The organism is Sulfitobacter sediminis (genome assembly GCF_040811725.1).
Lineage (GTDB): Bacteria > Pseudomonadota > Alphaproteobacteria > Rhodobacterales > Rhodobacteraceae > Sulfitobacter > Sulfitobacter sediminis.
Map to the genome: position 1 here is coordinate 58,553 of NZ_JBFNXX010000015.1, position 17,370 is coordinate 75,922.

Here is a 17,370-nt window from a genome sequence, read left to right on the forward strand (position 1 = left end):
GCCGGGTTCGAATCCGGGTCATTTCCGCCTGTTCCAAGGAAGCGCCTGATGAAGAAATATTCCGTCTTTGCCGTGGCCCGCGAGGCCATGCGCCACCACACCGGCTGGGACCGCGCGTGGCGCGACGCGCAGCCCAAGGCGCGCTATGACGTGATCATCATCGGGGCAGGGGGCCACGGCCTCGCCACCGCCTATTACCTGGGCAAGAACTTCGGCATCACCAATGTGGCGATCCTTGAAAAAGGCTGGCTCGGCGGCGGCAACACGGGCCGGAACACCACGATCATCCGCTCGAACTACCTGCAGGACCCCTCGGCGGCGATTTACGAAAAGGCCCGCTCTCTCTACGAGACGATGAGCCAGGATTTGAACTACAACGTCATGTTCTCTCCGCGCGGCGTGATCATGCTCGCCCAGACCGAGCACGAAGTGCGCGGCTACAAGCGCACCGCCCACGCGAATGCGCTTCAGGGGGTGCAGACCGAATGGATCGACGCCCAGCGCGTCAAGGATCTCTGCCCCATTATCAACCTCGACGGCCCCCGCTACCCGGTCCTGGGCGGCCTCTGGCAGGCACGCGGCGGCACCGCGCGGCATGACGCCGTGGCCTGGGGCTATGCACGGGCGTGCTCTGACATGGGCATGGACGTGATCCAGAAATGCGAGGTCACCGGCATCCGCAAGGAAGGCGGCAAGGTCACGGGCGTCACCACCACGCGCGGCGACATCGCCTGCGACAAGCTCGGCATCGTCGTTGCGGGCCACTCCGGCCACCTCGCCGACATGGCGGGCTTCCGCCTCCCCATCGAATCCGTCGCCCTTCAGGCGCTTGTGTCCGAACCCATCAAACCCTGCATGGACGTGGTCGTCATGGCCAACACCGTGCACGGCTACATGTCGCAATCCGACAAGGGCGAGATGGTCATCGGCGGCGGTACCGACGGCTACAACAACTACACCCAGCGCGGCTCCTTCCACCATATCGAGGAAACCGTGCGCGCCCTCATCGAAACCTTCCCGATGATCTCGCGCCTCAAGATGCTACGCCAGTGGGGCGGGATCGTGGACGTTACCGGCGACCGCTCGCCCATCCTGTCGAAAACCCCGGTCGAGAACATCTTCATCAACTGCGGCTGGGGCACCGGCGGCTTCAAGGCGATCCCCGGCTCCGGCTGGGCCATGGCCGAACTGATGGCCAAGGGCCGCTCACCGCTGACCGACGACTTCGGCCTGAACCGCTTCACCGAAGGCCGCTTCATCGACGAATCCGTCGCCGCAGGGGTGGCGCACTGATGCACTCCACTTCCTTCGCCCCATCGGCCATTCCCGGCCCAAAACCCCTGCGCGCGCAGAAAACCCTTGTTTTGCGCGCCCCATCGCCCAGACTTTCCCCACTCCACGGAAAGGAGGCGACATGGCACAGAACACCATCCACGACGGCGGATCGCGCCGCGGCCTGGTCATCGCGCTCTTGGTCCTCGCGGTCTTCGTCCTCGGCATCGCGATGCTCGGCAACGGCTCCATGCCCGACGACGTCACACCCACGGCCACAGCGACCGACTAGCGCCGCCCTGCCGGGCTGCACGCTGGCCCGGCCACACACCCCGCGCCACCAAGGCGCCACCCAGAGCTTGAGCGCAAAGCCCAAGCCCCCGGTCTCTTTAGGCACATCACCCGTCATACACGCGTTCGCGCGCCTTATCGCGGCGACCATCCCCCAGACATCCCAGCACGGAGCCGCATCATGCTGAGCATCCATTGCCCCAACTGCGGTGTGACCGCAGAGGAGACGGAGTTCCACGCCCACGGCGAGGCGCATCTCAAGCGCTTCGGCCCCGGCGCGTCCGACGCCGACTTCGAAAGCTATCTCTTCATGCGCAAGAACCCCAAGGGCGTGCATTTCGAACGCTGGCGGCACCAGAACGGCTGCGGCAAGTGGTTCCACGTCGCCCGCTGCACCACCACGCTCGAGGTCTTCGGCAGCTACACCGCCCAGACCAGCGCGCCGCCGCAGGACATCCTCGACCACATCCAGGACCGCCGCCCCGACTGGGACGGCGCGGAGAGCACCAAATGAGCACCCGTCTTGCCACCAAGGGCCGCCTTGTCGACACCTCGAAACCGCTGAGCTTCTCCTTCAACGGCAAGAAGATGCGCGGCTACAAGGGCGACACGCTGGCCTCCGCACTTCTTGCCAACGACCAGATGATGGTGGGCCGGTCCTTCAAGTACCACCGCCCGCGCGGCATCGTCGCCTCCGGCGCGGAAGAACCGAACGGCCTCGTGAACCTCGGTGACGAGGGCCGGTTCGAGCCGAACCAGCGCGTCACCACGACCGAGCTTTTCGAAGGGCTCTCTGCCACCAGCCAGAACCACTGGCCCAGCCTCGAATTCGACGTGGGCGCGATCAATGCGCACCTCAGCCGCTTCCTGCCCGCAGGCTTCTACTACAAGATGTTCATGTACCCGCGCGCCGCGTGGAAGCACGTCTACGAACCATTTATCCGCCAGTCCGCCGGCCTCGGCAGGGCACCGAAAGCGCAGGACGTCGACACCTACGAGCACTTCTACGCCTTCTGCGATGTGCTGGTGATCGGCGGCGGCGTCGCAGGCCTTCAGGCCGCGCTGACCGCGGGGAAGTCCGGCGCACGGGTTATCCTGCTGGAACAGACCGAACACTGGGGCGGCCGCGCGCCGGTGGACGGCGGCACCATCGACGGCGGGTCTGTGGATAACTTCGTGGAAGAAACGCTTTCCGCGTTGAAATCAATGGACAATGTCCAGCTCCGTCTGCGCACCATGGGGGCAGGGGTCTACGACCACGGCTACGCGCTCGGCTACGAGCGTCTGACCGACCACGCCCCCGGCAGCGCAGGTCCCCGCCACCGCCTCTGGCGCATCCGCGCAGCCCAGATCATCACCGCCACCGGCGCCATCGAACGCCCCCTCAGCTTTGCCGGAAACGACATCCCCGGCGTGATGCTCGCCTCGGCCGTGCGCGATTACGTGGTCAACTACGGTGTCTCCGTCGGCGACCGCACGGTCGTCGTCACGAACAACGATAACGCTTACCTTACGGCAATTGCGCTCAAGCATGCAGGCCTCGACGTGCCCGTCATCCTCGACGCCCGGGTGCTCCCCGAGGACCGTGGACTCGTCGAGCAGGCCAAGGCGCTGGGCGTCCGCGTCCTCATGGGCCACGGCATCGCCGCGGTGAAGGGCGGCAAGCGCGTAACCGGCGTGCAGGTCTGTTCGCAGGCTGGCGAGGGCGCGGTGCTGGAAGAGATCGCCTGCGACGCCGTCGCCATGTCCGGCGGCTGGTCGCCGGTGGTGCACCTCTGGTCCCACTGCGGCGGCAAACTGCGCTGGGACACCGCCCACGCCTGTTTCAGCCCGGATGTGGATAACCCGCCGAAGGGGGCAGACGGGATGGGTTTTGTCACCCCCGCGGGTGCCGCCTCGGGCATGTTCGCGCTGGACGATGTGCTGCACGACGCGCACGCCGCCGCCGAGGGCGTGATCACCAGCCTCGGCATGAAGCTGCCCCGCGACGTGACCTCGCCCATCGCCGACCGGCGCGAGGAATCCCCGATGATGCCCGTCTGGCTGATGCCGCAGGGTGCCAGCGCCAAGCTGCGCGAGAAAACCTGGCTCGACTACCAGAACGATGTGAAGGTTTCCGACGTGCGCCTCGCCGCGCAGGAGGGCTTCGTGTCGGTCGAACACACCAAGCGCTACACGACGCTCGGCATGGCCACCGACCAGGGCAAACTCAGCAACATCAACGGTCTGGCGACGCTCGCAGGGGCGCTCGACGCCGATATCCCCGCCGTCGGGACCACCACCTTCCGCCCGCCCTATCACCCCATCTCCATGGGCGCGATCGGCGGCGAGGGGCGGGGCAAGGTTTTCCAGCCGCTACGCCGCACCCCCATGCATCACTGGCACGAGGCCAACGGCGCGGTCTTCGAACCCGTCGGCCACTGGCGCCGCCCCTACGCCTTCCCGCGAGAGCTGGAAAGCACCCATGACGCCGTGATGCGCGAGGTGAAGAACACCCGCGAAAACCTCGGCCTGCTCGACGCCTCGACCTTGGGCAAGATCATCGTCAAGGGCCCCGACGCAGGCAAATTCCTCGACATGCTCTACACCAACATGATGTCGACCCTGAAAGCCGGCAAATGCCGCTATGGCCTCATGTGCTCCGAGAACGGCTTTCTCATCGACGATGGCGTCGTCGCCCGCCTCGACGAGGACACATGGCTTTGCCACACCACCACCGGCGGGGCCGAGCGAATCCATGCGCATATGGAGGAATGGCTCCAGACCGAATGGTGGGACTGGAAAGTCTACGTCACCAACGTGACCGAGCAATACGCCCAAGTTGCGGTCGTCGGCCCCAAGGCCCGCACCGCGCTGGAACGCCTCGGCGGGATGGACGTCTCCAAAGAGGCGCTGGGCTTCATGGACTGGGCCGATGGCGAGCTGGGCGGCTTCAAGGTCCGCGTCTACCGTATCTCCTTCTCGGGCGAACTCAGCTACGAGATCGCCGTCGACGCCAGCCACGGACAGGCCTTCTGGGACGCGCTGCTGGCCGTCGGTGCCGATCTGGGCGTCATGCCTTACGGGACCGAGGCGCTGCACATCATGCGTGCCGAGAAGGGCTTCATCATGATCGGGGACGAAACCGACGGTACCGTGATCCCGCAGGACCTCGGCCTTCACTGGGCGATCTCCAAGAAGAAGGACGATTACCTCGGCAAACGCGCGCAGGAACGCGCGCATATGACCGACCCCAACCGCTGGAAGCTGGTGGGGCTGGAAACCGTGGACGGCTCCGTCCTGCCCGATGGGGCCTATGCGGTGGGCGAAGGCAAGAACGAGAACGGTCAGAAGATTATGATCGGCCGCGTCACCTCGACCTACCACTCGCCCACGCTCGGCAAGGGCATCGCCATGGGTCTCGTCCACAATGGCCCCGACCGCATGGGCGAGGTCCTCAGCTTCCCCGGCACCGATGGCAAGACCTACGAGGCGAAAATCGTCGATCCGGTCTTCTATGACAAGGAAGGGGAGAAGCAGAATGTCTGAACCCGTCACCGCCCTCCACAACGCGTCCAACAGCGACGGCTACATAGCGGTCAGGGAGATCGGCCCCATCGGCATGATCACCCTGCGCGGCGATCTGGACGACAAAGCCCTCGGCAAGGCCGCTGTCGCCGCCAGTGGCGTGACCATGCCCGAAAAGCGTATGTGCGGCACCCAAGGCGAGCACGGCATCGCCTGGATGTCGCCTGACGAACTCCTGATCATGTGCCCCTACGCCGAGGTGCACGCCCGCCTTGCCGACCTGCAGGAGAAACTGACCAAGCAGCACGCCCTCGCCGTCAACGTCTCCGACGCCCGCGCGGTCTTCGAGATCACCGGCGACAAGGTGCGCGAAGTCGTGGCCAAGCTTGCCCCGGTCGACATGGCCCCCGACCACTTCACCCCCGGCATGTTCCGCCGCACCAGATTTGCGCAAGTCCCTACCGCCTTCTGGATGCCTGACGAGACCACGGTGCGCATCGTCTGCTTCCGCTCGGTTGCCCAATACATGTTCGATTTGCTCTGCGTGGCGGCACAACCGGGCTCCGAGGTGGATCATTTCTAGGTGAATATTCCGCTTCGCGGTTGTGGCCGCTGCCCCGTGCGTTAGGTAGGGGGCAGCGACACGCGAAGGGGTAGAGATGATCTCGCAGGGACTACGGCAGGCGCTCTTGATCGCCACGTTCGGCCTTCTGGCCGCGCGCGCAGGGTTTGCCGCCGGGTTCCTCTACGAATGCGACATGGACGATCCCGACCGCGGCCTCGGCTGGGTCTCGCCCAAGATCGCCATCGTCCTGCCCGGTGACGGCAGCGTCACCGTCGTCGACGCGCTCACTATTACCTTCTCCGACGCCCCCGTGTCGGGCCGCATCCTGCGCGACAACGACGCGCGCCTCATCGTTAAATGGACCCTCCGCGACGTGCGCGCCGACACCGGCCGCAGCTTTGCCCATTTCGACTACCGTGCCTCGATCTCGAAACCCACCGGGCGGATCGAGCTGACGGCACAGCCCCGCACCTTCGATTCCGGCCTGCGCAGCGTAGGAAGTTGCCGAAAGCGCACCGAATAAGCGCCTGTGGCCCCGCTTTCGGCCCCGTTGACCTTGACGAGAGGCCCCCGCGCGCTCCATTTGACCCAAGGAAACACCAAACACCAAGGAGGCCCTCACAATGGCTTTTTCACTTCCCGATCTTCCCTATGCCCACGACGCGCTTGCCTCCAAGGGCATGAGCGCCGAGACGCTGGAGTTTCACCACGACAAGCACCACAACGCCTATGTCGTGAACGGGAACAAGGCGATCGAGGGCACCGAATGGGCCGGCAAATCCCTCGAAGAGATCATCAAGGGCACCTATGACCCCAAGGCCGTCGCGCAGAACGGCATCTTCAACAACATCTCGCAGCTCTGGAACCACAACCAGTTCTGGGAAATGATGGGCCCCGGCGACAGCAAGATGCCGGGTGAGCTTGAAAAGGCGATCACCGAAAGCTTTGGCTCGGTCGACAAGTTCAAGGACGACTTCAAGGCCGCAGGTGCCGGTCAGTTCGGCTCTGGCTGGGCGTGGCTGGTCAAGGACACCGATGGCAGCCTCAAGGTCACCAAGACCGAGAACGGCGTGAACCCCGTCTGCTTTGGTCAGACAGCGCTTCTGGGCTGTGATGTGTGGGAGCATTCCTACTACATCGACTTCCGCAACGCGCGCCCCGACTACCTTGCGAACTTCCTCGACAATCTGGTGAACTGGGAAAACGTCGCCTCGCGCATGTAAGCCCCCGGCGCCTCTCTGCGCCTGACGTCAAGAACGGCTTTCAAGCGCCTGAAATCAAAAAGGTCTCGCGGAACATCCGCGAGACCTTTCTTTTTGAAGCACGCTGCGATCTGCTCGACCGTAGATCACGCCAAAGATCAGCCAAGCGCCTTCTTCAGACCTGCAAGCGCTCCATCCGCATCCGCAACCTCTGTCACGTAGCCAAGCAGGCTTGCGTCCGCGAAACCACTCTCAACCACATGCTTCAGTAAATCCATCAAAGGCGTCCAGTAGCCATTTGTATTCATGAGGAAAACAGGCTTCTCATGCAACCCCAGCTGCCGCCATGTCAGTACCTCGAAAAGCTCGTCCAGTGATCCCGCGCCACCCGGCATCACGACGACCGCATGACAGTTCATGAACATCACCTTCTTGCGCTCATGCATCGTCTCTGTGACGACGTAAGAGGTCAGGTCGACCTTACCAACCTCCCATTCCACTAGGTGCTGCGGGATGACACCGAATGTCTCGCCCCCCGCCGCCTGAGCGGCTCGCGCGACGACACCCATCAGCCCGACATCACCCGCCCCGTAAACCAGCCGGTAGCCAGCCTCGGCCAGCCCCAAGCCCAGTTGCTCCGCATTTTCAGCAAACGCGGGGTCCGTCCCACTGCGTGATCCACAATAGACACAAACAGACTTTTGACCCATGGCAGCGCCTTTTATGTTGCAAAACTGTTAAGTTGAGAGAAGGACGTAGTTGGCCCTTGTTAGCCCGCTTGCTATCAAGGCTCAACCAACTGGGGTGGTGGGGAATGCGCGATTTTCTGGCAAGGCTGAGCGGTGGCTCGGGTCTGATTGCTGCAGCGGCGGTGCTGGTCCTGCTGATTGTCGCCGCGTTCTGGGTACAGTCTGGTCGCCAGATCACGAACGTTCCGCAGGAGGCGGCAAGCCTGGCCCCCGCGCCCTCGGCCGAACCAGCGGCAAACACCCCTTCAGCCTCGGGGGACGACCCCCAGACGACCCGGGCAGAGCCGTCAGCGAGCACCCCGGCGGAAACCACAGCCGAGCCGGCTGAAACCGCTTCAGAGGAAGACCCCGCCGAAAAAGAGGGGACACCTTCTGAGATCGCCGAAAGCGCGCCCGCTGCGATCCCCGCACCCGCCTTCGACGAGGCTCGCCGCGAGGCCGACGGCGTGACCGTCATCGCGGGCCGTGCCGCTCCGGGCGCGGAAATATCCGTGCTGCAGGATGGTTTGGAAGTCGCCCGGGCAACCGCCGACAGGACGGGCAAGTTCGCGGCCATCGCGCTTGTGCCACCGGACGGGGCCGGTCACGTCCTGACCCTTCTGCAACGCCTTGACGGATCAGAGACGCCTTCCGAGGACGAGATCATCCTCGCCCCGCTTGCCCCTCCCGTCGTCGTGGCCGAGGCCTCGAAGGAAGAGACGCAAGAGCCGCCGGTCGCGCAGCAGGAAACCGCGCCAGAGGCGGACACGACCGCCGAAGGCGCAACCACCGCCGCCGCCACTGTGCCCCCGCAACCTGCCTCCCCGCAGGAGAGTTCGGCCACCGAAACCACGGCAACCGAAGAGAGCGGAGAGGCCACTCCGCCCCGAACTGATGTAGCGGATACCCAGTCTCCCGAACCAAGTGCCACGGTTCCGCAAACCAGTGACACCTCTGCGATCCCGCAACAGGCCGCCGCTGAACCCGACCAGCGGGATCAGGTCTCTTCTCAGGCGGAGGAACTCACGCAAACGGAGACAACGCCGCCAACCGCCCAGCCTGCGACGGCGCAGGCGGACACCTCCTCGCCATCCGCCACATCCGCATCCGATGCCCCGGCAGAGACCGCACAAAAAACCGTCCCCGCCGAGCCCGCCGCCGTCGCCGTGCTGAAATCCACTGCCGAGGGCGTCGAGCTTCTCAACACCCCGAGCCCCGAGGTCATGGACAACGTTGCCATCGACACGATCAGCTATTCGGATGCGGGCGACGTGCAGCTTGCCGGACGCGCACAGGCGCGCACCGCCAGCGTCCGCGTCTATCTGGACAACAACGCCGTCGTCAGCCTGCCGGTGGACGATCAGGGCCGCTGGCGCGGCGATCTGCCCAACGTGGACGAAGGCATCTACACCCTGCGTGTCGATGAAGTCGCCGCCGACGGCAAGGTTACGAGCCGCGTCGAAACCCCCTTCAAGCGCGAGGCTCCCGAGGTGCTCGCCGCCGCCGCGGCAACCCAGACCGGCCCGCTCAAGGCCATCACCGTGCAAAAGGGCGCCACCCTTTGGGCCATCGCCCGCGACCGCTATGGCGATGGGCTCCTCTACGTGCGCGTCTTCGAGGCCAACCGGGATTCCATCCGTGACCCCGACCTAATCTACCCCGGCCAAATATTCGACCTGCCCGACTGATCCGCACGGGCGAAATCACCCCTCGCGCACTGGCAACTTCCACGGCTCCGGCCTAAGTAAGGCGGAACCCGATTGGAAAGCCCATGTCCGCCGACACGAACCTGACCACCACCACCGGCCCCAGCCAGAAAAAGGCCCACAAGGACACCATCGCCGAAGAGGAACGCCAGTCCGGCCTTCTCGTCCTGCGCAAGGTCGCGCCCTACCTCTGGCCCGCCAACATGCCTTGGGTAAAGCGCCGCGTGGTGCTCGCCATGATTGCGCTGGTGGTCTCCAAGCTGGTCTCCGTCGCCACGCCGCTCTTCTACCGCGACGCCGTCGATGCGCTGGCGGGCGAAGGGGTGCCGATGGTCGCCCTCGGGGCCATCGGCCTGACCGTCGCCTACGGTATGGCGCGCCTGATGACCGTCGGCTTCCAGCAACTGCGCGACGCGATCTTTGCCCGCGTGGGCCAGCGCGCGCTCAGGATGCTGGCGCTCGAAACCTTCGAACACATCCACCGCCTGTCCATGCGCTACCACATCACGCGCAAGACCGGCGGGCTCAGCCGCATCATCGAGCGCGGCGTGAAGGGCGTCGAATTCCTCCTTCGCTTCCTGCTCTTCAACATCGGCCCCCTCGTTCTCGAATTGCTGATGATCGGCGTGGTGCTCACGATCCTTTTCGACTGGACCTACCTTCTCGTCGTGCTGGTCACGCTCGTTCTCTACACGTGGTTCACGTTTTCGGTCACCGAATGGCGCGTCCGCCAGCGCCGCCAAATGAACGAGGCCGACACCGACGCCAACCAGAAGGCCATCGACAGCCTGCTCAACTACGAAACCGTCAAGTACTTCGGTGCCGAACAGCGCGAGGCCGCGCGTTATGACCGCGCCATGGCGGGCTACGAGGACGCGGCGATCAAGACCAGCCTCAGCCTTGCCTTCCTCAACTTCGGCCAGTCCCTGATCATCACCGCGGGCCTCGTGGCAGTGATGGTCATGGCCGCCATCGGCGTGCAGAACGGCACGCTCACCGTAGGCGATTTCGTCATGGTCAACGCTTACATGATCCAGATCACGGTGCCCCTGAACTTCCTAGGCACCGTCTACCGCGAAATCCGTCAGGCGCTGGTCGACATGGGCCAGATGTTCGCGCTTCTCGACCAACCGGCCGAGATCACCGACAAGGACGGCGCCCCCGACCTCAAGGTGAACGGCGGCCATGTCACGCTCGACAACGTTACCTTCGGCTACGACCACAAGCGCATGATCCTCAAGGGCGTCACGCTCGAGGCGAAACCGGGCGAGATGGTCGCCATCGTCGGCTCTACCGGGTCAGGCAAGTCCACCATCGGACGGCTGCTCTTCCGCTTCTACGACGTGGACGACGGCGCGCTCCGGATCGACGGGCAGGACGTGCGCGACGTCACACAGGACAGCCTGCACCGCGCCATCGGCGTCGTGCCGCAGGACACGGTGCTTTTCAACGATACCATCGGCTACAACATCGCCTACGGCCGCGACGGTGCCACACAGGCCGAGATCGAGGAGGCGGCGAAGGGCGCCCAAATCCACGACTTCGTCAAGAGCCTGCCCGACGGCTACAACACCACCGTCGGCGAACGCGGGCTGAAACTCTCGGGCGGCGAGAAACAGCGCGTCGGCATCGCCCGCACGCTGCTCAAGAACCCGCCCATTCTGCTTCTGGACGAGGCCACCTCGGCCCTCGACAGCGAAACCGAAAGCGACATCCAGGATGCGCTGATGCGCGCGGGCGAGGGGCGCACGGTGATCACCATCGCCCACCGCCTCAGCACCATCGCCGACGCGGACCGGATCGTGGTGCTGGAAAAGGGCGAGATCGTCGAACAGGGCCGCCACGAGGAACTTCTGGCGCAGGATGGCCGCTACGCCCAGCTCTGGCATCGTCAGCAGGCCGAAGACGCCGCGTGAGCAAGCCTGCCAAGGACTACCCCCGCACCCCGGACGGGCATTTCTTCGTGTCCAAAGGCAGGCTCTGGCGCTGCACCGATCTATCGCTTGATGACAGCACCCGCCGCGCCGCCGTCAAGGCGCTGATGCAGGCCCGCCGGGCGGTGCGGGAAGCGGAGACCGAAGAAGTAACCCGCGCCGCCCGCAACCAAGTGGACGAGGCCAAACGCCGCCTCGGCGAACGCGGCCCCATATGGTGGGACGATGGCAAACCGGACGAGGGCGGCAAACACCCCCGCAACAGCATCTACGCCGGCTGGTGGTCATCCCTCAGCCCCGAAGAACAGGCCAGGGGTGACCCCGAAAGCTAGGACCCCAAAGACTATTGCAATAGTCTTGCCAATTCTCTTCCAAGAGATTTGCGCCTCACTCCGCAGCCACAGCCTTCGACGTCAGCTTGTCCAGCGCCCCAGTCATCATCTTGATGTACTCAGCATCCGCAGGCAGCCCATGCGCCTCTGCCAAACCGGCCGGATCGTGATAGACCACATGCACCGCCCCCTCCGCATCCGCATAGGCCAGCACCCGCAACGGCAGGTCCCGCCCCGCCGTCTGCCCGTCCAGCATCGCGGGCGTGCCGAGCTTCGGATTGCCGAAAATCAGCAATTCCGTCGGGCGCAACTCCATGTCGACCTTCGCCGCACCCCCCGCGTGATCGACGCGGGCAAAGACCGTCGCGCCAGCACCCTCAACGGCAGCGGCCAGCCGGTCCATGGTCACGGAAACGGAATGCGGGCTCATCTTGTGGATCATGTCGCCCGCCATGGCGGGCAGGGCGAGCGCGGCACTAAGGGCAAGGGTGGCAAGGGAACGGCGGATCATGGTCTCTCTCCTCTTGATGACGAGGAGACACTAGCCCCATTCAGCGCAGTTGTGAGAACACGAGGTCTCACAACCGCTTGATCGGTGTCATTCCGCCGCCGACAGCCTCGGCTTGGCCAGCGGTGCGACGGGGGCCGCATCCGGGTCCCAGATGATCTCATCCGCCTGCATCCGCCGTGCCTCACGCTGCAACGCCCAGTCACGCGCCGCGCGGCTCGCCCGGCCCAGCGACATCTTGGCCAGCAAACGCGCGATCCAATGCACGTATGTCGTCGCCCAGACCCGGATCGCCAGCATCGAGGGCGTGACCAGCAGCGTCAGCACCGTCGCGATCCCAAGGCCAAAGACCACCGCCGTCGCCAGCTGCTTCCACCACAGCGCCGTGGGGCTGTCGATGGTATAGCCGCCCTCGGCGAAGTTCAGGCTGAGGCCGAACATCATCGGCGCAAGACCCGCCATCGTGGTGATCGTGGTCAGCAGCACCGGCCGGATACGCGCCTGCGCCGTGCGGATGATCGCCTCGATCCGCGGCATGTAGCGTTCGTATTCCTGGTAGGTATCGATCAGGATGATGTTGTTGTTCACCACGATCCCCGCCAGCGCGACGATCCCCGTCCCCGTCATGATGATCGAGAACGTCTGGTCCATCACCAGCATCCCGATGAGCACGCCCGTGGTAGAGAGCACCACCGCCAGCAGCACCAGCACGGCGTTGTAAAACGAGTTGAACTGCGCGAGCAGGATGATGAACATCAGCCCCAGCGCCGCCGTAAAGGCCGAACTCAGGAACGCCTGGCTCTCCGCCTGATCCTCCTGATCGCCCGTCCATTCAAAGCTCACCCCCAGCGGCAAAGGCTTTTCATCCAGCCACTTGGTGATCTCCGCGATCCGCTCGTTCGGATTGATCGGAATAAGCCGCAGATCGCCCGAACTGACTTCGCCCGCGATATCAACTCCTTCGCCCGCCTCGGTCCGCTCCGTGATCTTGTAGGCCGTCCCATCGGGCGCACGAACGTCCACATCATTGCCAGCAGGCCGCAACGTCGCCAGCGTGGTGTTCACGTCCTCACCATCCACCCGCGTCGTGCGCACGACTTTCATCATGCCCGGTGCCACATCCGCCTTGACGTCCAGATAGCGCTTCTGGTCGATCCGGTTGATCTCGGCCAGCTTCGGCACGGGTGTGCGGGTGATGAAGTTGCTCAGCGGCACTAGCCCGTCCGAGGTGCGCACCTTCAGCGTATCCAGCGTGCTCAGCACCCGGTCATCCTCGGGCAGGCGCACGCGGATCTCGATCTCCTCGTCCGACGAATCCACCCGCATCGTGTCCAAGAGCAGCCCGCGCGTCACAAGCTGTACCATGGCCCCTACGGTCAACACATCAGCCCCGTAGCGCCCCGCCTTCTCCACATCCACGTCGATCTGCCAGTCGATGCCGGGCAGGGGCCGCGTGTCCTCGATCAGCGTCAGCCCCGGCGTCTGCTCGAACTCTTGCCGCGCCAATGCGGCTGCAGTCAGCAGATCGGCATAGCTGTCCGACTTCAGCCGCAGGTGCACCGGCTTGCCCGAGGCAGGCCCCCGCGACAGGTTGAGGATCTCAATCTTGATCCCCGGGATCTGCGACAGCTGTTCCGTGAGATCGGCCAGCACCACGTCGCCGTCAAAGGCCGGGTCCTGCTCTTCGCGCATCACCGTGAAATTCAGGAAGGGCACCGTGAAAAGCGGCGTCTCCTTGTTGGGCCGTTCTTCCCAGGGGATCGTCTCAAGCTGAATCTGCCCGATGCTGTCCTTGGGCGCCTGCGCGCCCCCCGTGTTGCTGTTCAGCCCCCCTTCACCGGCAAAGGCAAAGGCGGTCTGGATGCCGGGATGCGCCAGCACGATCTTCTCGGCCTCTTCCAGCAGCGCGTCCTTCTCATCCAGCGACAGGTTCCCGCGTGCCAGCACATAGACGATGGCCTGCTCGGGCTCGGACTCAACAAAGAACTCCACCCCTTTGGAATTGTTTCCGAAAAAGATCATGATCGTGCCAACGAAGACAAAGACCGTCCCCGCCATGACCAGGGGCATCACCGGGTTGCCAACGATAAAGGCGATCACCCGGCCAAACCCGTTGCGCCGGTACCCGGCCTCGATTTTGTCGGGTGCCGTGCGAAAGATCTTCGACGCAATCCAGCGCCCGCCGCGCCCCGCGCGTGTGAACATCGCGAAATAGGCCAGCAGGGCCGTCATCGCCCCCGCCAGACCCGCCGACAGCAGTGCGCAAAGCGCCAGGATGCACAGGAACACCACCGCGAAGGTCGGGATCACCGATCCCAGCAGGTCCAGCCCGTCCATCGCCGCGAACTGCGCCGAGATCACACCGAAAAGAGGCTGCGACAGTGCCATGGGCACCATGATCATCGCCAGCGCTACGGGGAAGAGTAGCAGGTGCAGGTACCACCGCAGCTTTGCAATGGATTCCATGTTCTCCGCCATCCAGCGCTCCAGCCGCCCGGTCACCCCGCCCATCACCGGCAGGTAAATCAGCGCCACCACCAACGAGGCCGACAACACGAAGATCAGCGTCACGGGCAGCATCCCCATGAACTCCCCCGGCACACCGGGCCAGAAGAGCATCGGCAGGAAGGCACAGAGCGTCGTCGCCGTGGACGAAATGATCGGCCAGAACATCCGCTTGGCCGCATGGACATAGGCCTGCATCGGCCCTTCGCCCTGCTGCTGCCGCGCGTCGGCGTATTCGACCACCACGATGGCGCCGTCGACCAGCATACCGACCGCCAAAATCAACCCGAACATCACGATGTTCGAGATCGAGATGCCCATCAGCGCAAGGAAGGCAAAGCACAAAAGAAACGACGTCGGGATCGCGAAACCCACCAGCAGCGCCGCCCGGATACCAAGGGCCGCCAGCACCACGATCATCACCAGCGCAATCGCGGTAAAGACCGAACCCAGAAGCTGCTGCACCATGGAATTCACCACGCGGCTCTGGTCGTTCGAGGTGCCCACCGTCACCGCCGCCTGCAACCCGTCCGGCCAGCTTGCCGCCCGCGCCTCGACGATCTCCTTCACCTGGTTGGAAGTGTCGATTAGGTTGAAGCCCTTGCGCTTGACCACCTGCAAGGCCAGCGTCTTCTCGCCGTTGAAGCGCGCCGTGCTGTCGCGGTCCTCGAAGGTCAGGTTGATCTGCGCCAGATCGCCTAGCGTCACCACCCGGTCGCCGTTGGTCTTGACGGGCAGGGCATAGACGTCGCGCGGCTCGTCGAAGGACGAAGGGATCTTGACCGCGAATGTACCCTGCGCGCTGTCGATCTCACCTGCCGCGATCAGCTGGTTGTTGTTCTGAACAACGTTGATCAGTTCTCCGGCCGTGACGTTGTAGGCTTCCAGCCGCAGCGGGTCGATCACCACCTCCAGCATCTCATCGCGGTTCCCGGCAAGCCCGGCTTCCAGAACGGAATCAAGCGCTTCCAGCTCGTCCTGCAAGTCGCGCGCGACCCGCGCAATGGTACGTTCGGGCACGGGGCCGGTCAGGTTCACGATGATGATCGGGAATTCGGAAAAGTTGAACTCGTTGATCGAATACTTCTCGTAGCCATCCGGAAACTGCGCCTCCGCCGTCGACATCGCGTCGCGCACGTCGGCCATCACGCGGCTCTTGTCCCAGCCGAATTCGAACTCCAGCACCACGCCCGCGTAATTCTCCGCCGCCGTGCCGGTCATCGTCTTCAGCCCATCGAGATCGGCGAGCTCCGTCTCCATCGGCTTGACTAGGAGCGTCTCGCTGTCGGCGGCCGAAATGCCGGGAAACTGCACCGACACGAAAAGCGCCGGGATTTCGATGTCCGGCTCGCCTTCCTTGGGGAGGGTGGAATAGGAATATCCGCCGACCACGAGGCTCAGCAGAATGAAGGCCAGAACCATGCGGGCCCGGCCCGCGGCCCAATCGACGATGCCGCTCATTGCGTGACCTCCACGAAGGTCGGTGCCACGGTCACGCCCGCGGTCACGTATTCCTGGCCCACGACGATCACATTGGCGACCTCGGGCAGGCCGGTGACCCAGATGCCCCGGTTGGTGTCGCGCATGATCTCGACAGGGGCAAAGGACACGACAGCCGCCTCATCGACCAGCCGCACGCCCAGCGTCCCTTCATCGTTCAGCGTGAGTGCGGATTGCGGGATCAGGTGCGCCTTCACGCCCGCCGAGGCGATGGCGATCTCGACGGTCTGCCCGTCGCGGATGCTCAGATCGTCGTTCGGCACTTCGATTTCAACGCGGAAAGTGCGTGTCTGCGGATCGGCCGAGCGCGACAGGAACGTTACCTCGCCACGCACTTCCTCACCCCCGGCCGCGAGCCGCGCCCCGGCCATGGCCCCAAGGCTCACCCGGTTCACCTCGGTCTCCGGCACGAAACCCACCAGTTTGATCGGATCGAGCTGGATGATCGTCGCGCAAAGCGCGCCGGGCTGCAAAAGGCTTCCGAGTTCCGCCGTATCGCTCTCCAGCAAGCCGCTGAAAGGGGCCGCAATGGTCAGCCGCTCGATTTCCTTCTCGGCTGCGGCCACGGCAGCGGTGGCGGATTCGATGCCCGAGCGGGCCGCGCGCAAACCTGATGTCGCCGAGCTGACCCCCGCCTTTGCGGCAGCCACGGCGGCGTCCGCGGCAGCCAGGCGGGTCTGCGAGGCAAAGCCGTCCTCGCTCAGCCTTGCGGCGGCGTTCTGGTTGATTTCCGCCTCATCCAGCCGTGCTTCGGCCTCGGACAACCGTGCCTCCGCTTCCGGTACACGCGATTCCGCTTCCGTCAGCCGTGCCTGCGCCTCGGCCAGTGCCGCGCGGCGCGTGCCCGGATCCAGCACGCAAAGGGCGTCTCCCTCCGCCACCTGCGCACCCTTGCGCAGCGGGTCGGAAGCCACGATAGCCGATGTCTCGGATCGCACGTCGACCTGGCGCGCGGCTTCGGTTTCGCCACGCAGAATCACGGCACTGTCGACCTGCTCGGCGCGCACCTTGCGGACCTGAACGCGCACCAGCTCATTGTTCTCGGCAGCGGTGGCCTGCGCCACCTCTTGCGGTGCCGCCGTCTCCTCCGTCTGCGCCGCTTCCTCACCGCCGCCCAAGAGCGCCATCAGCTGCGGACGGGCCAGGATCGACATCGCCAGAACAAGCGTGACAGCCAAAGCTGCAATAATGGAAAAAATTCGCATTGCGATACCTCGCGCCGAATGCGCCGGGGCAATAACCCGACATGATTGCGCTTTATGTAGTGCATCACAACTGAACTGACTAGTTTAGATCGGATGTTTTTTTACATAGGTGGCT

At 64.5% G+C, this 17,370-nt stretch carries 14 protein-coding genes; 10 read left to right on the forward strand and 4 right to left on the reverse strand.

Features of this window, described 5'->3' with window-relative positions:
• Positions 1–48 precede the first annotated feature (48 nt).
• The 7 genes from AB2B41_RS17495 (at position 49) to AB2B41_RS17525 (ending at position 6,858) form a co-directional block, all read left to right on the forward strand.
• Positions 49–1,293 carry a sarcosine oxidase subunit beta family protein gene (locus AB2B41_RS17495; RefSeq protein WP_367879107.1) on the forward strand — a complete coding sequence of 415 codons (1,245 nt, stop codon included), beginning with the start codon at positions 49–51 and terminating at the stop codon, positions 1,291–1,293.
• A 121-nt stretch (positions 1,294–1,414) separates the two neighbouring features.
• A complete protein-coding gene (locus tag AB2B41_RS17500; RefSeq protein ID WP_367879108.1) occupies positions 1,415–1,564 on the forward strand; it encodes a hypothetical protein in 150 nt (49 codons plus the stop codon).
• Between the two features lie 180 nt (positions 1,565–1,744).
• Positions 1,745–2,077 (forward strand): sarcosine oxidase subunit delta, encoded by a 333-nt coding sequence (locus AB2B41_RS17505; RefSeq protein ID WP_367879109.1) that lies wholly within the window; start codon positions 1,745–1,747, stop codon positions 2,075–2,077.
• Complete coding sequence (locus tag AB2B41_RS17510; RefSeq protein WP_367879110.1) at positions 2,074–5,091, forward strand: sarcosine oxidase subunit alpha family protein; 3,018 nt, start codon at positions 2,074–2,076, stop codon at positions 5,089–5,091. Before AB2B41_RS17505 ends, AB2B41_RS17510 begins: the two co-directional genes overlap by 4 nt.
• Positions 5,084–5,653, forward strand: coding sequence for a sarcosine oxidase subunit gamma (locus AB2B41_RS17515; RefSeq protein ID WP_367879111.1), 570 nt, complete (start codon positions 5,084–5,086; stop codon positions 5,651–5,653). The genes AB2B41_RS17510 and AB2B41_RS17515 overlap by 8 nt, the downstream gene beginning before the upstream one ends.
• Before the next feature lie 76 nt (positions 5,654–5,729).
• Complete coding sequence (locus AB2B41_RS17520) at positions 5,730–6,158, forward strand: hypothetical protein (RefSeq protein WP_367879112.1); 429 nt, start codon at positions 5,730–5,732, stop codon at positions 6,156–6,158.
• Between the two features lie 100 nt (positions 6,159–6,258).
• Positions 6,259–6,858: a superoxide dismutase gene (locus tag AB2B41_RS17525; RefSeq protein WP_367879113.1), complete on the forward strand. Its 600-nt coding sequence runs from the start codon at positions 6,259–6,261 to the stop codon at positions 6,856–6,858.
• A gap of 137 nt (positions 6,859–6,995) precedes the next feature.
• Here the strand turns inward: AB2B41_RS17525 and AB2B41_RS17530 are convergent, their stop codons facing one another.
• On the reverse strand, positions 6,996–7,547 hold the full coding sequence (locus AB2B41_RS17530; protein WP_367879114.1) for an LOG family protein: 552 nt from the start codon (positions 7,545–7,547) through the stop codon (positions 6,996–6,998).
• 104 nt (positions 7,548–7,651) lie between these two features.
• Between AB2B41_RS17530 and AB2B41_RS17535 the strand changes: the two genes are divergently transcribed.
• The 3 genes from AB2B41_RS17535 (at position 7,652) to AB2B41_RS17545 (ending at position 11,537) form a co-directional block, all read left to right on the forward strand.
• Positions 7,652–9,253, forward strand: coding sequence for a LysM peptidoglycan-binding domain-containing protein (locus tag AB2B41_RS17535; protein WP_367879115.1), 1,602 nt, complete (start codon positions 7,652–7,654; stop codon positions 9,251–9,253).
• An 83-nt stretch (positions 9,254–9,336) separates the two neighbouring features.
• Positions 9,337–11,187, forward strand: a complete 1,851-nt coding sequence (locus tag AB2B41_RS17540; protein ID WP_367879116.1) for an ABCB family ABC transporter ATP-binding protein/permease — start codon at positions 9,337–9,339, stop codon at positions 11,185–11,187.
• Entirely contained in the window at positions 11,184–11,537 is a 354-nt protein-coding gene (locus AB2B41_RS17545; RefSeq protein ID WP_367879117.1) for a hypothetical protein, read from the forward strand. Before AB2B41_RS17540 ends, AB2B41_RS17545 begins: the two co-directional genes overlap by 4 nt.
• Before the next feature lie 55 nt (positions 11,538–11,592).
• On the opposite strand, the gene AB2B41_RS17550 is transcribed toward AB2B41_RS17545, so the two are convergent.
• The 3 genes from AB2B41_RS17550 to AB2B41_RS17560 all read right to left on the reverse strand — a co-directional run bounded on the left by AB2B41_RS17550 (position 11,593) and on the right by AB2B41_RS17560 (position 17,255).
• On the reverse strand, positions 11,593–12,048 hold the full coding sequence (locus AB2B41_RS17550) for a DUF302 domain-containing protein (protein WP_367879118.1): 456 nt from the start codon (positions 12,046–12,048) through the stop codon (positions 11,593–11,595).
• Positions 12,049–12,135: 87 nt separating this feature from the next.
• A complete protein-coding gene (locus tag AB2B41_RS17555) occupies positions 12,136–16,011 on the reverse strand; it encodes an efflux RND transporter permease subunit (protein WP_367879119.1) in 3,876 nt (1,291 codons plus the stop codon).
• Positions 16,008–17,255: an efflux RND transporter periplasmic adaptor subunit gene (locus tag AB2B41_RS17560; RefSeq protein WP_367879120.1), complete on the reverse strand. Its 1,248-nt coding sequence runs from the start codon at positions 17,253–17,255 to the stop codon at positions 16,008–16,010. The genes AB2B41_RS17555 and AB2B41_RS17560 overlap by 4 nt, the downstream gene beginning before the upstream one ends.
• Positions 17,256–17,370 lie beyond the last annotated feature (115 nt).